This is a genomic window from Staphylococcus xylosus, from assembly GCF_002732165.1.
Classification (GTDB): Bacteria; Bacillota; Bacilli; order Staphylococcales; family Staphylococcaceae; genus Staphylococcus; species Staphylococcus xylosus.
This window is the reverse complement of record NZ_MRZO01000005.1, coordinates 142,037-155,898: the sequence shown is the minus strand read 5'-3', so window position 1 is coordinate 155,898 and position 13,862 is coordinate 142,037. Positions and strand designations below refer to the sequence as shown.

Here is a 13,862-nt window from a genome sequence, read left to right as displayed (position 1 = left end):
AAGCAGCAGTTTAATTATTATTTTAAAACGGTGCTATTGATTTATTTCGTAAAAAGGCTTAGAATGTTATCTGTTATAAAAAGTTAGCTTTGCTAACTAAATTAAGGAGACTATTATGAATAAACCAAACATATTCAATAATTTAATTGCAGTTTATCGACCTTATACAAAGTTATTTTCACCTATATTTGAAGACTATGACTTATATCCTGCACAATGGTTAGTAATGAAAGACATCGCACATAATGCACCAACAACATTAGTTCAAATTTCTAAGCGTCGTGCAATAGAAAAGCCTACAACTCGAAAAATATTAAAAGTGCTTTCCGAAAAATCTTTGTTAAAAGTTGAAACTGGAGAAGATAAAAGAGAAAAATTATTATCTTTTTCTGAAGAAGGACAATCTCTTTATGACAATATAAATGAACGTGTTTCTATCGTACAAGAAGAAATACTTCAAAAAGCTAATTTATCTGAAGCTGACCTGGATCATACAATTCAAGTCATTCAAAAAATTCATGAAGAGATAACAAAAATGGAGGGAATTTAATATGAATCAATCATCATCTATGCGATCACCTATATGGACTAAAAGCTTTAATATCAATTTTATAACGAACTTTGCGATATATCTTAGTATGTATTTACTTATCGTTATTATAGCGAGTTATACTAAATCAGAATATCATGTATCTGATAGCATAGCTGGACTCGTTTCAGGTCTCTTTATAATCGGCTCACTAATTGGACGATTCGCTACAGGTAAGTATGTAAATAAGGTAGGTCCAAAGACCATCTTGTTGATAGGTTTAATATTCCTAATCATCACACAGCTCTTTTATTTTATAGAAGGGTCATTGGCACTCTTAATGTTCACTAGATTAATTAATGGTATTGCTACAGGTATTACTACTACTGCGACTGGGACAATTGCAGCATACGTAACACCAAATGATAGAAAAAGTGAAGGTATTAGCTTATTCTCGCTAAGTCTTGTTATTGGTGCTGCAATTGGTCCATTCTTTGGTTTATTACTAATCAATACTTTTCCAATTAAATTATTATTTTTAATATGTTTAGTTTGTGGTATTGTTAGTTTTATTATCTCGTTCTTTGTAAACTTAGATTTCAAATTAGAGACAAAAGCACAAACGACTCCTGAACATGTTAAAAATAAGAAATTTAATATTAACCATTATATTGCAAAAGAAGCAGTACCTGTCGCTATCATTATGTTAATATCAGGGCTGACTTATTCATCTATTCTTACGTTTTTACAATTCTTCGCCCAAGAAATTAATCTCGTAACTATATCTAGTTACTTCTTTATATTTTATGCTATTGCATCATTAGTTACTCGGCCAATAGCAGGTCGCTTAATGGACCAAAAAAATGAAAATGTAATTGCATATCCTGCATTCTTTTTCTTAATTATTACTTTTTTAACATTAAGTATTACAAATAATGGATGGTTACTTATTCTAGCAGGTTTATTCTTAGGAGCAGGTTATGGCAATATTTCTTCCTGTATGCAAGCAATTGCTATAAAAGTATCACCCCCTGCAAAATATGGGATAGCTACTTCAACTTATTTCATAGGACTTGATTTGGGACTTGGTTTTGGTCCTTATGTATTAGGCTTTATAACTTCTTCTGTAAGTTATGCACAGCTATACGGTATTATGGCAATCATAGTATTAATAACTGCAATTATTTATTATTTCTTACATGGTAGAAAAGCAAAAGAAATTGCTTCTAACTAAATTTATATATCTAATACTATTTTATTATCTTGATGTAGTGACAAAATAGCGTTAGGTGGTATTGCGACAGAACCATAATTTATTTAAATTGATTTCCTCGTCGCAGCTAGGCAAATTTTCCTAGCTTTGATATTAATAAAAGGTTTACCTAACTTGAATCTTAAGCACAAGTTACACTCATTCAATATAATGATTAAGGCTGGGACAAATTACTTGTCCCAGCCTTATCTTTACTTTTGTAATTATATTAATTATGTATTATTTTGTTGGTTGCGCAACATTAATTTGTTCAACCTCTTTAATAATGTCATCTAACAACTGTTTCTGGTCACTATTGTAATAATAGAAAACTTGTCTTTCATCTGTCTCTGAACGCACTTTTGAAATCAACTCTTTTTTATAAATCTTTCTTATAATTACATCAATTTTACTAGTATCCCAAAGCATTTCAAAATGAAGGGCGTCACGTAATTCTTTACCACTTATTCTTGTAGCTTCATATACTTTGAACAATACAACAAATTCTTCAATCGACATTTTATGCTTTGATTTCAACCAATGCTTTAACTGACATAAATCTCTTTCAGATGTTATAAAATATGATACTTTACTATCCATAAAAATGGCCTCCTTATTGACTACTCTAGTTGTTTTAATTCTTCATATTTGGCTTTACTTAATGAATAAGCTTCAAAAGTATTATATAACACTTTCTTCTTTTAATCTATTATTTTTAATCGAAAAGATAAATATTTTTTTCTATTGAACATTATTTATATCACTTAAAATGAATATCTTTAAAAATTTGTATTAACTAAAATGTTTCAACCTTGATTAACCTCTTTATTTAACATTATTAATTTATAATACTTTAATCTCTTTATGATATGATACATATATAATAGTGTTTACTACGCTAATTTTTTTATTTTATTTGATTTTCAAAACAAAAAATCCCTATTAAAGTATGCAAAATGTTAAATGCTACTTAAATAGGGATGTGGCTGTATGAATTGAATTAACCACCAATATAATTCATATTTATTTTTTTACGTTTTCTATTTTCAACTGTTTGAGCTGTACGTTCATCTGAATAACGATCGTCTCTAATATTCCAAAGAAGCTTAAATTGTTCAAATAACTCAGCATCAGTCGCACCATTTCTCATAAATGATTTAACATCAAAGCCATCTACTGTACTAAACAAACAGCCATAGAACTTACCATCTGATGATAGTCTAGCGCGAGTACATGTAGAGCAAAAAGATTGTGAAACGCTTGTAATTAATCCAAATTGCGCTGCAATACCTTTATGTTTATAATATTTGGCCACTTCCCCGTAGTATTTAGGCTTGACCGCTTCAATATCAAAATCTTTTTCAATCATTTCTAACATTTCGTCTTTCGTAACGACTTTACTAAAATCCCAACCATTATCATTACCAACATCCATAAATTCGATAAATCGTATTTCAATTCTCTTCTCTTTAAAATATTGAATCATGGGAAGGATTTGATTGTCGTTGACATGCTTTTGCACAACAACGTTAACTTTCACATGAAAACCAATAGCAACAGCATAATCAATCTGTTGCAAGATTGTTGAAGCTTTAATATTTCTATTATTTATGTTTTGAAACACTTCATCTTCAATAGCATCAAGACTTACGTTGATACGTCTCAAACCAGCATCATATAACTTTTGGCCATGTTTTTTTAATAACAAACCATTGGTAGTAAGTCCAATATCTTCTATTCCATCAATTTGATTTAATTTGTAAATAAGTTTGTCCAAATCACGTCTCAATAACGGCTCTCCGCCTGTTATTCTTATCTTTTTCACACCTAACTTTGTATAGACATGAGCTATACGTACCATTTCATCAAATGAAAGTAGTTCATCTTTAGGTAAGAACACAAAATCATCGCCAAAAATTTCTTTTGGCATACAATAATCGCAACGGAAGTTACATCTATCGGTAACTGACAATCTTAAATCACGAATCGACGTCCGAGTTTATCAGTTATTTGTTCTACCATAACGTTAGGCCTCCTTATCTATTTAATATATCTTGTTGTAAAGAGTCCAAATCTTGTTGATAATTTATATTTTTATACCAATATCCTGGTGATTGTATCGTATCTACATTTAACCAGTCACTTTTAACTTTACTGTATACATTTTTTAAGCTGAAATCATCCGAAGCTAACGCCTTGTTCATCATATTTAATGTATGTGGGCTGTAAAATGCCAGAGTCGGTATAGGTCTTCCCTGTTCATGAAAACCTGCAACATCTAATTGATCTTCTATAAGATGTTCCACCATAAATTGATATAATTTGCTAATGGCTTTTTGCGTTATCATTGGTGTATCAACCGAAATCACAAAAAAGAGCTCTTCGTTTTTATATAAGTTCATCACGGAACGAATACCTGCCAAAGGACCTTTATCTTTATTTTGATTATCGTCAATAACAATATCTTCATAATCGAACTGCGTTGCTAAATCTTCGTTTGTACTGATTATGATTTGGTTAAACATATTTGTTGCTTCTAACACACTAATAATCCGTTTATAAAAATATTGGGAATCTATCTGTGCAAAAGCTTTTGGTTCGCCGAATCTCTCTGATTGTCCTCCGGCAAGTATAATAGCCTTCATGTCTTATTTACCCTCCGCTAACTGGTGGAATTAATGCCACTGTATCATTTGGATGTACTATATCATCATGTTGAACGAATTCTTCATTAACTGCGATTTGAAATTGTTTATCCTTGATCTGTGGATAACGCTCAAATAAATCTGTTAAAAATTCATCTACCGTAATGTCATAACTCAAATCAATCTCTTCAGACGTTTTTTCTAATATATCTTTGATTTCTGCAAAGTATAATAACTTCATTTAGAATCATCTCCTATAACAGCATCATTATAATTCCCATGTTGATGACCTTGCCATTGTGCGCCATCTTCCCATATTTCTTTTTTCCAAATAGGCACAATTTCTTTAATGCGTTCTATTGCGTATTCATTTGCACGATAGGCATCTTTACGATGGGGAGATGAAACACTTATAAGTACAGCAATATCTGATATATCTAATGGTCCTATCCTATGGACAATCGCCGTTAAGGTACCTGGCCATTTTTCTGAAATTTCATCACCTATTTGAGCAAGTTTTTTCTCTGCCATAGGAATATAAGCTTCATATTCAAGATATTCTGTTTTTACCCCTTTTGTCCATTCTCTTACATGGCCTGTAAAGACAACAATTGCACCTTGGTGTTCATTTAAAACAAACTCCCTATACTGTTCTATTTGTATGGGTTCATTCACTACTTCAAACTGCTTCATTTAATGCATTCCTTTTATCTTAAAATAAGTTAATAACCAATTGTCGTATTGCTCCATTGCATTAATATCATTCATTTTCATATAGTACTGTACATTGGAAAGCTTGCCTAAAGACTTTCGCTCATTTTCATCAGTGTATACAGCCACTTTATCAAAACCTGCATTTTTAAAACCTTCTACTAATATGATGTTATTGTCTATTGTAACAGATTCATTTATGATTTCATCAAGACTTTGTTTCTCAGTTCTTGTCACTGTTTGTTGATATAAATTCCCTTGTACAATACTTTGATCAGCACCAGCATGAAAATGTTTCATATGATCCACATGGTCTTTTTGTAACGTAATATCATTATCTTGGAAATCTTGTTGATGTTGTCCATGATGCTTTATAGTAGCAACAGTTAAGTCATGCGCTTTCAAAAGTTTAATTGTATGTGTCATCAAAGTAGTCTTTCCTGAGTTTTTAAAACCTACTATTTGTAGAATCATATAAAGCAATCCGTTTCATAAGCTTGTGAATCCGTTAAAATAACATCTACTGTATAACCTTTTTGATAGCCCCTTGTGCCGCCTGGTAACATGATCATCGCATTACTGTGTGCGATAGCAACGACGGCACCTGATTTATTAAAGCCCGAAGGCACCACTGTCATCGCTTTTCCGTTAAAAGTAGCCGTCGCTCGCACAAAACGTGTAAATGGATTGGCTTTAGTTAAATCTTCCATTAAAGTTGCCTGTATCATTTGAGGATAAATCGCTGTTGCCCCCATCATATGCAGTACAGCAGGTTTGACATATAGTTCAAAACCAGTAAAACATGCCGACGGATTACCAGATAGACCGAATAAATATTTACCTTCAGCCACTGCAACTGTTGTCACACTGCCAGGTCGCATAGCAATTTTGTTAAATAACACTTCTGCATTAATCTCGTCATAAATTTGTGGTAAATAATCAAAATCACCAACAGAAACACCTCCTGTTGTGATAACAATATCATGTTTAGCCATAGCTTCTTTTACAACTTGAATACTACTTTTCAAATCATCTTCTTGAATTTGGTATGATGCTACATCTAAATTAAACTTTTGACTTAAAGCTGCAATCATGGGCCCATTTGAATTTCTAATTTTACCTGGTTCTATGTCATCACCAACTTCTAACAACTCACTTCCTGTCGCAATAACACCGATACTAGGCTTATCAAAAACTTTAACCTGTGTATAACCATACGTTGCAAGCACTGCTATAGCACCCGGATTGATTTGTTGTCCTTTATTTAGTACTGTATCACCAATTTGCGTTTCCTCACCTTTTAAAGATACGTTTTCATTCACATTAAAAGATTTTCTTATGGTAAAGCTTTGTTCATCTTCTACAGTTTGTTCTAACATTACTACTGCATCTGCACCTTTGGGCATTTCAGCACCTGTCATAATACGCACCGCTTCAAAAGGTCCTACTTCTTTTTCTGAAACTGAGCCTGCACCAATATGATCAATCACTGTAAAATTGATTCTATGCTCTCCATTGGCACCTTCAGTATCTTTACTTCTCAGCGCAAATCCATCGTAAGGAGATTTATTAAATCTCGGAATTTCATATGTTGCTACAATATCTTCCGCTAATATATAATTTACGCTGCTTTCTAAAGGCACTTCGATTTGTTTAGTATATATATCTTGACTTACAACGCGATTAATTGCTTCTCTTACTGGGATTGGGTTTCTTTTTTCAATTGGCATTTAAAATCTACTCCTTAAAAAAATGGATTTCGTGATATACTAGGAAACGATTAGGAGGGATATCTTTGTCTGAATTCACACATATTAATGAACAAGGTAATGCTAAAATGGTTGATGTCTCAGAAAAAAATATTACCAAACGAACAGCCATTGCGCATTCAAGTATTACAGTTAATCAAGCAATTTATCAGCAAATTGTCGATAATACAAATAAAAAAGGTAATGTGCTCAATACTGCACAAATCGCAGGTATCATGGCTGCTAAAAATACTGCTGATATTATTCCTATGTGTCATCCATTACCACTTACTGGGATTGATGTTTCATTTAATTGGAAAGAAAACGAAGCATCATTTACTTTAAATATCCAAGCGAGCGTTTCAACAACCGGAAAAACTGGTGTTGAAATGGAAGCACTTACTGCAGCATCTGTAGTTGCGTTAACTGTTTATGACATGACGAAAGCTTTAGATAAAAGTATGATTATCGGTGAAACATATTTGCTATCCAAAACTGGTGGTAAATCTGGTGACTTCCAACGACCCAATTAATACTCGGTTTTACGCGCTTATTAGACACAGCCACACCATATTATATTTCACAATATGACTTAGCTACTATATAAATTTAAAATTAACAATGTGTTTGGTAAATAGATACCGCTATGTATATCAAATGTTCTGACGATTGAGCTAAGTTATTAGGATAGAATACAAAATCAATTGAAATTTTTTGATTTTTGTCTTCTATCCTATTTATTTTGTTATTTCTTGAACTAGATGATTTAATTCAGGTTTGATGAGCTTGTTCAATGCTAATTTAACTGCGCCAGTAGAACCAGGCAAACTAAAAATTAACTGCTTACCAACTGTACCTGCAATCGCCCTTGATAATAATGCACGACTCCCAACGTCTTCAGTATAACTAAGATATCTAAACAACTCTCCAAATCCTTCAATTTCTTTTGTGATAAGAGATGAAACTGCTTCTATAGTCACATCTCTTTGTGCAATTCCTGTGCCACCCGTAGTGATAATAACGTCAATTGCTTCAGTCGACCATTGCTTTAACTGAGTTTGTATTACAGCAATATCATCTTTTACAATACGGTAATGATTATCAGAAATATGAACGTTTAATTCAGACAAAAGTGATATTGCTAATTTTCCGCCTTTATCTGTATCGTAGTTTCTTGTATCAGATACAGTTAGTATCGCACAATTAATATTTTTATCTAATTTAACATTTGTATGCATCTAATTCTCCTTTATCCAAAAAGTTGATTCATTAGTGTAATAGCCGAGTTAGGCTTGGTCATACCATGTATCAGTATTCTCCCACTTTTGAAACTTACTATTCGATACCCTTTGTATTTAAATTGAAGCAGATAGTCGTTTCGCTTAAACGGAATTTGATATTCTATTAAAAATGCTTCTAATATTTCCTGGGAAATGTTAGGGTTTTCATACTGTACCGTATCTCTCCCACATAAACTCACAAATTGACGCTTTGTTTCGTTTAAATATGGATATGTAGGTGATTCCCCACAGGTTGGACAATGCGGTCGCTGTAATTTACTATAACCAAACGTAAAATGTGTCCCCTCCCATAAGTCTCCATATGTTACTTTGGTTGTAATGTCTTGCTGGGTTAACACTTTTAACGCATCTCTCATCTGTAAACTTGTAGTCATGCTTACAGATGGTTGAATGACACCAACTGTATCACAAGTTCTATTAATAACAGGTAATTGTGGCATCAAACAATTAAAACACGGTGTTAAACCTGGAATAAACGCGGTTTCTATATATGTACTTTCTACGACACCACCATAAATCCAAGGAATCCTTTGCTGATATGCGAAATCGTTGATTAATTGGCGCGTTTCAAAATTATCTGTCGCATCTAATATCAGCTGTACATTTTTACAATGATCATCCATAAACTGTCGATCAACATGTGCAATATGACAACTTAAATTTAAATCTTGGCGAATTGCCATTAAATGCCGTTCAGCTGCTACGACTTTAGGTAATGCTTCATGTGCATCAGTTTCCGTATATAAAGTTTGTCTTTGTAAATTACTGAACTCAATATAATCTCTATCCACAATTGTAAGCTCACCTAATCCAGCGCGAACTAAACTTTCAGCAAGATGCGTCCCTAAAGCACCCATCCCAATAATCACGACATGCGCGTTTATAATTTTATCTTGGCCGATAGAACCAATGTGTTTAAATAACGTTTGTCTCGAATAGCGATCTTTAGTCACAGGCATTACCCTTTCTATACATCATTATTTCCATTATAAATCTTGGTTTACAATGTAACAATGTTTTGCTATTAATATTATAAAAAGTAGCGTTTTCCCTATGTTAAATCTTTATGATTGGAAGTTTATTTCTATATTGAAATTATTCTCAATACGCTATATATTAATTAATCATACCCCATACATAAATGTTCGTGGTACAATGAGTTGAATATTATTCGGAGGTGAATCAATGGCACGTTCAAAGGATTATGAACAACTATTAACACAAGCTAAAGACATCGTGATTAATTCTATAGGCGAGACTATGGATCTTTACGGTGTAAATCGTAGCGTTGGCAATTTATATGGAACGATGGTGTTCGAACAAAAAAGCATGACACTGGATGAAATGCGCTACGAATTACAAATGAGTAAACCAAGTATGAGTGCAGGAGTTAAAAAGCTTCAAGAATTTGACGGCGTTAAACAACAATTTACGCGTGGTAGTAGAAAACAACATTTTGTTGCTGAAAAAGATTTCTTTACTTTCTTCGGTAATTTTTTCTCACAAAAATGGAACAGAGAGATTAAATTAAATTTAGAAGCAATTCAACGAGCAGAAAAATTATTGGACCCCATTATTCATTCAGAAAGTGCATCTAAAGAAGTCATCGAAGAAGCTAAAGAAATGTTAAAACAATTAGATCATTCTAAAGTATATTATGCTTGGTTATCTACATTATCTGAATCACTTCATAATGGAGAAATTTTCGAACATTTCCCTATTCCAAATATCCATAACGAGTAAAAGGCATAAAGTTCCAATCGGAACTTTATGCCTTTTTAATTTGGGCTTCTAAAATGCTTTCCTATCGTCATCCATTACCATATAAACATGGCAGTGTTGAACATTAAAAACCCCAAACTATTTAACGTCTTCAATATTTTGTATAAATGCAATACAACGTTAAACTCATTTGATATTTATAACTTCATGCGCTAGAGTAGTAGCTTCGTAATCGGAATGTGTCACAAATATAATAGGTATTCGCCACTGTTCAAATATATGTTTAACAAGCTGCATGCTTTCTGCTTTAGTAGTGTCATCTAAACTTGAAAATGGCTCATCTAGTAAAATCAAATCCGGCCTTGTGCTTAGCGTTCTTGCTAATGCCACACGCTGTGATTCACCGCCTGAAAGTCTCAAGGGATACTGAGTCTTTAAATGCTCTATGTTCAATTGTTGTATAAGACTATCTATATGTTGAGACGGTTTTGCCATAAAAGTTATGTTTTGATAAACATTCATATTAGGAAATAATTGATAATCTTGGAATAAATAACCAATATTTCGTTTTTGAATTTTCACGTCTATAGCTTGCTTTGTATCATAAATAACATGGCCATTGAGTTGAATAAAGGCTTTATTGGGTTTCCTTAAACCAGCTATCATGTTTAATAATGTCGTTTTACCAATTCCCGATGGACCTTTAATCGCATAAATTTTAGGCTCACTGTCTTCAATGTGGATTTTTAATTGTTGATTTTTTAATAGATGATTTAAATATATCTTCAACAATTAGTCCACCTCCCGAAAACGATCTTTATTTAATATATTTATAGTTCCAATCACAGTAATTGCAAATGCTACTAACACAATCACCCATAACCAAGCTTGATTTTCTTTACCTTGTTCTACTAAGAAATAAATTTCTAATGGTAAGGTGTTCGTTTTATTTGGAATATAACCAGCAACCATGAGCGTCGCCCCAAATTCACCAATAGCACGTGCAAAGCTCATCATAATGCCTGAAAGTATTGGTCGTTTCGATAGAGGAAAGATTAGTTTGAAAAATATTTTATTCTCACTGGCCCCCATTGTTCTAGCGGTATTTAGCATTTTATGATCAATGTTGCGAAAGCCTTGTACCGTATGCTGATACATTAATGGAAAACTTACAATTACAGATGCAATAACTGCACCAGTCAAAGTGAAAACTACTGGCATATTTAATATATCCTTAAAAAATGCACCTACATAACTTTGTGGTGAAAAGACAATTAGCAATATAAAACCCATTACAGTCGGCGGTAAGACAATGGGTAAGACAATGACACTTTCTAAGATTCTAGCAATGATACCATGGCGTTTATATAACCATTTTGATATTAAAATTCCCATAAAAGTAACAATAATAGTGCTAATTAGTGCTACTTTAAGTGATATCCAAAATGGTGTCATATCTTGCATTGCTAAAACCTCCTATGCTTCGAATTTATATTTTTTCAAAATAGCTTTCGCTTTATCTGTTTTTAAGAAATCTACCCATGCTTTAGCTAATTTATTATCTGTAATCGTTGCTGATTTATAAACAATTGGCTTGTTTAAATTTGCTGACTTAATCGCTTTAACTTGGCTATTACCGTTTTGTTGACTTTGATATAAGTCAGTCTGGTAAACATACCCTAGTTGTGCATTACCTTGTTCAACATAATTTAATACTTGGCGTACATCTTTTGCGTATACGAGATTAGACTTTACGCTTTCAAACAAGTCATTATTTTTTAGATATTCTTCAGCATATTTACCAGCTGGCACTGATTTCGTTTCGCCTATAGCTAATTTGTCATCCTCTTTAATATCTGTTACAGATTTATAATCGCTATCTTTCCCACCAATAAGCACTAACTTATTTTTGGCATATTCATATGTATTTTGTGCTTGATCTTTATCTACAAGTGCATCGACATCTTTTTCATTTGCTGACATGAAAACATCAACAGGAGCGCCCTTTTCTATTTGCTGTCTTAAAGCGCCTGAACCTCCGTAATTAAAGGTAACATCTACGTTGTTGTGTTGCTCTTTAAACGCTTTTTCTAAATCTTTTGTTGCATCTGTAAGACTTGCTGCTGCAGCAACATGCAATACTTGCTTTTGGTTTTCTTCTTTTTTCGTCTTAGCATTTTCATTACCTTTATTATCGTTTGAACAGCCAGTCAAAATGAATGTTAGAACAATAAATGTAATAAGTATGTATTTAGATCTAATTTTCAAAATATCACTCCTTCACTTTATTATATGCTTGCACATAACAAAATAAAAGGAAGAAAATAGGAGCATGATAGATGGAAATCAAATTTTATTATTTGATAGCCTCACCAAACTCCTAATTAGTAAAAAAGTAGATAAAGTTTCATTGAAGCTACTTTATCTACCTTTTCAAGTTATAATTGATAATTTATTTTAATCATAAAATGTCTATAAAGCGATTAAACGCTGCTCGGCCAACCTCATTATTTTTAAAGACACCTGCATCTTCTAATACACGTTTGAACTTGTAACCTACTTCTTTCTCTACAATGCCATCTACATTATCAGTATCGATATCATAAGATTGTTTCATATCATCAGCCCATTGTTGATGAATACCTAAATCAACATGAACTGCACCTAGTAAATATGATTTCACTTGTTGTAATTCTTCCTTTAAACGGCCAGGCAATATTGCCATCCCCATCACTTCGATTAATCCAATATTTTCTTTTTTGATGTGTTGCACATCTTTGTGTGGATGAAAAATACCATCTGGAAACTCCGCAGAAGTTTGATTATCTCTCAGTACAATATCCAATTCATACAATCCATCTCTATACCTTGCAATAGGTGTAATCGTATGATGTCTCTCTCCATCTTCACTATAAGCCTTAATGTCTACACTATTATCAGAATATTGATTCCACTGTACCATCACATGTGTTGCCGCTTGAATTAGCTCATTACTATTTTCACTTTTTAATCGAATCACACTCATTGGCCATTTTAAAGTACTTGCTTCTACTGATGAAAAACCCGTTATAGTAAATTTTTCAATTTCCGCTGCATTATCCATCGGGAATATATGTTGCCCTGTTTGATAGTGATTATGTGATAATATAGACCCACCTACAAGCGGAATATCTGCATTAGATCCTATAAAATAGTGGGGAAATTGTTTTATAAAATCAATTAAATTAACAAAAGTTTGCTTGTTAATTTCCATCGGCACATGTTGTTCAGAAAATACTATGCTATGTTCTAAGAAATAAGCATACGGAGAGTATTGAAATCCCCATGATTCCCCATCTAAATTCAAACGTACCACACGATGATTCGTACGTGCTGCTTGCGTAACAGACCCCTGAAACCCTTCATTCTCAATACATAAAGCACATTTTGGGTACTCAGTAGCCGGCGCGGCTTTAGCTTTAGCAATTTGCTTTGCATCTTTTTCAGGTTTGGATAAATTAATAGTAATTTCTATGTCACCATATTCAGTGCCCACTTCATAATTAATATTATTAGCTATCGCGTCTTCTTTCACGTAATGATTACGTTTAGCAATTTCATAAAAATATTTTGTCGCTATTTCTGGTGATTGTTCATAAGCTTCTTTAAACTTTCTATTAAGAACAGATGGTCTTGGCGTAATTATGTCTAAAAGTTGTGCTTCAACAATTTCTTTATTGTATAACGCATCTTCAATGTAATTTTCATTTACAGCTTCATTAATCCAATATTGTGTTATATCATTTGCTGTAGCGTTTTTAGCTAAAGGTGATTCTGACGTTTCCATAACGCCTCGTGCATTTAAAATACGCAATAATTGGTTTTGAATATAGATACTATCTTGTTGTTCATAATCGCCAAATGAAATTGCGTGTGCAATAAATTGTTGCACTAGTTGTTGGTTTAATAACATGC

16 protein-coding genes and 1 pseudogene are annotated in these 13,862 nt (G+C 32.7%); 4 read left to right on the top strand and 13 right to left on the bottom strand.

Annotated features, from left to right (window positions below):
* Positions 1–115: 115 nt before the first annotated feature.
* Together BTM19_RS09285 and BTM19_RS09280 are read left to right on the top strand one after the other, a co-directional pair.
* Positions 116–550 (top strand): MarR family winged helix-turn-helix transcriptional regulator, encoded by a 435-nt coding sequence (locus BTM19_RS09285; protein ID WP_038678980.1) that lies wholly within the window; start codon positions 116–118, stop codon positions 548–550.
* 1 nt (position 551) lies between these two features.
* Complete coding sequence (locus BTM19_RS09280; protein ID WP_029378505.1) at positions 552–1,763, top strand: MFS transporter; 1,212 nt, start codon at positions 552–554, stop codon at positions 1,761–1,763.
* Positions 1,764–2,021: 258 nt separating this feature from the next.
* Here BTM19_RS09280 and BTM19_RS09275 read toward each other — a convergent pair whose 3' ends face one another.
* The 7 genes and pseudogenes from BTM19_RS09275 to BTM19_RS09245 all read right to left on the bottom strand — a co-directional run bounded on the left by BTM19_RS09275 (position 2,022) and on the right by BTM19_RS09245 (position 6,867).
* A complete protein-coding gene (locus BTM19_RS09275; RefSeq protein WP_029378504.1) occupies positions 2,022–2,381 on the bottom strand; it encodes a transcriptional regulator, SarA/Rot family in 360 nt (119 codons plus the stop codon).
* A gap of 400 nt (positions 2,382–2,781) precedes the next feature.
* A pseudogene (gene moaA, locus BTM19_RS09270) lies at positions 2,782–3,803 on the bottom strand (GTP 3',8-cyclase MoaA).
* 14 nt (positions 3,804–3,817) lie between these two features.
* The gene (gene mobA, locus BTM19_RS09265; protein ID WP_029378502.1) at positions 3,818–4,426 is read right to left on the bottom strand and encodes a molybdenum cofactor guanylyltransferase MobA; all 609 of its coding nucleotides are present in this window, start codon (positions 4,424–4,426) and stop codon (positions 3,818–3,820) included.
* 7 nt (positions 4,427–4,433) lie between these two features.
* Complete coding sequence (gene moaD, locus BTM19_RS09260) at positions 4,434–4,667, bottom strand: molybdopterin converting factor subunit 1 (protein ID WP_029378501.1); 234 nt, start codon at positions 4,665–4,667, stop codon at positions 4,434–4,436.
* A complete protein-coding gene (locus tag BTM19_RS09255; protein WP_099265839.1) occupies positions 4,664–5,119 on the bottom strand; it encodes a molybdenum cofactor biosynthesis protein MoaE in 456 nt (151 codons plus the stop codon). The genes moaD and BTM19_RS09255 overlap by 4 nt, the downstream gene beginning before the upstream one ends.
* Positions 5,120–5,611 (bottom strand): molybdopterin-guanine dinucleotide biosynthesis protein B, encoded by a 492-nt coding sequence (gene mobB, locus BTM19_RS09250; protein ID WP_029378499.1) that lies wholly within the window; start codon positions 5,609–5,611, stop codon positions 5,120–5,122.
* Positions 5,608–6,867, bottom strand: coding sequence for a molybdopterin molybdotransferase MoeA (locus BTM19_RS09245; protein WP_099265838.1), 1,260 nt, complete (start codon positions 6,865–6,867; stop codon positions 5,608–5,610). Before BTM19_RS09245 ends, mobB begins: the two co-directional genes overlap by 4 nt.
* 65 nt (positions 6,868–6,932) lie before the next feature.
* Between BTM19_RS09245 and moaC the strand changes: the two genes are divergently transcribed.
* Positions 6,933–7,418, top strand: a complete 486-nt coding sequence (gene moaC / locus BTM19_RS09240; RefSeq protein ID WP_029378497.1) for a cyclic pyranopterin monophosphate synthase MoaC — start codon at positions 6,933–6,935, stop codon at positions 7,416–7,418.
* Positions 7,419–7,622: 204 nt separating this feature from the next.
* On the opposite strand, the gene BTM19_RS09235 is transcribed toward moaC, so the two are convergent.
* Both BTM19_RS09235 and BTM19_RS09230 read right to left on the bottom strand, forming a co-directional pair.
* Positions 7,623–8,123 (bottom strand): MogA/MoaB family molybdenum cofactor biosynthesis protein, encoded by a 501-nt coding sequence (locus tag BTM19_RS09235; protein ID WP_099265837.1) that lies wholly within the window; start codon positions 8,121–8,123, stop codon positions 7,623–7,625.
* Positions 8,124–8,134: 11 nt separating this feature from the next.
* The gene (locus BTM19_RS09230; RefSeq protein ID WP_029378495.1) at positions 8,135–9,139 is read right to left on the bottom strand and encodes a ThiF family adenylyltransferase; all 1,005 of its coding nucleotides are present in this window, start codon (positions 9,137–9,139) and stop codon (positions 8,135–8,137) included.
* A 232-nt stretch (positions 9,140–9,371) separates the two neighbouring features.
* Between BTM19_RS09230 and cudC the strand changes: the two genes are divergently transcribed.
* Entirely contained in the window at positions 9,372–9,929 is a 558-nt protein-coding gene (gene cudC / locus BTM19_RS09225) for a choline uptake/conversion transcriptional regulator CudC (protein WP_029378494.1), read from the top strand.
* A gap of 165 nt (positions 9,930–10,094) precedes the next feature.
* Here the strand turns inward: cudC and BTM19_RS09220 are convergent, their stop codons facing one another.
* From BTM19_RS09220 to galT, 4 genes are all read right to left on the bottom strand, one after another.
* Positions 10,095–10,700 carry an ATP-binding cassette domain-containing protein gene (locus BTM19_RS09220; RefSeq protein ID WP_029378493.1) on the bottom strand — a complete coding sequence of 202 codons (606 nt, stop codon included), beginning with the start codon at positions 10,698–10,700 and terminating at the stop codon, positions 10,095–10,097.
* A complete protein-coding gene (gene modB, locus BTM19_RS09215) occupies positions 10,701–11,372 on the bottom strand; it encodes a molybdate ABC transporter permease subunit (protein WP_029378492.1) in 672 nt (223 codons plus the stop codon). It abuts the gene before it with no gap.
* A 12-nt stretch (positions 11,373–11,384) separates the two neighbouring features.
* Positions 11,385–12,176, bottom strand: a complete 792-nt coding sequence (gene modA, locus BTM19_RS09210; protein WP_172606468.1) for a molybdate ABC transporter substrate-binding protein — start codon at positions 12,174–12,176, stop codon at positions 11,385–11,387.
* Between the two features lie 193 nt (positions 12,177–12,369).
* On the bottom strand, positions 12,370–13,860 hold the full coding sequence (galT, locus tag BTM19_RS09205) for a UDP-glucose--hexose-1-phosphate uridylyltransferase (RefSeq protein ID WP_058625598.1): 1,491 nt from the start codon (positions 13,858–13,860) through the stop codon (positions 12,370–12,372).
* Positions 13,861–13,862 lie beyond the last annotated feature (2 nt).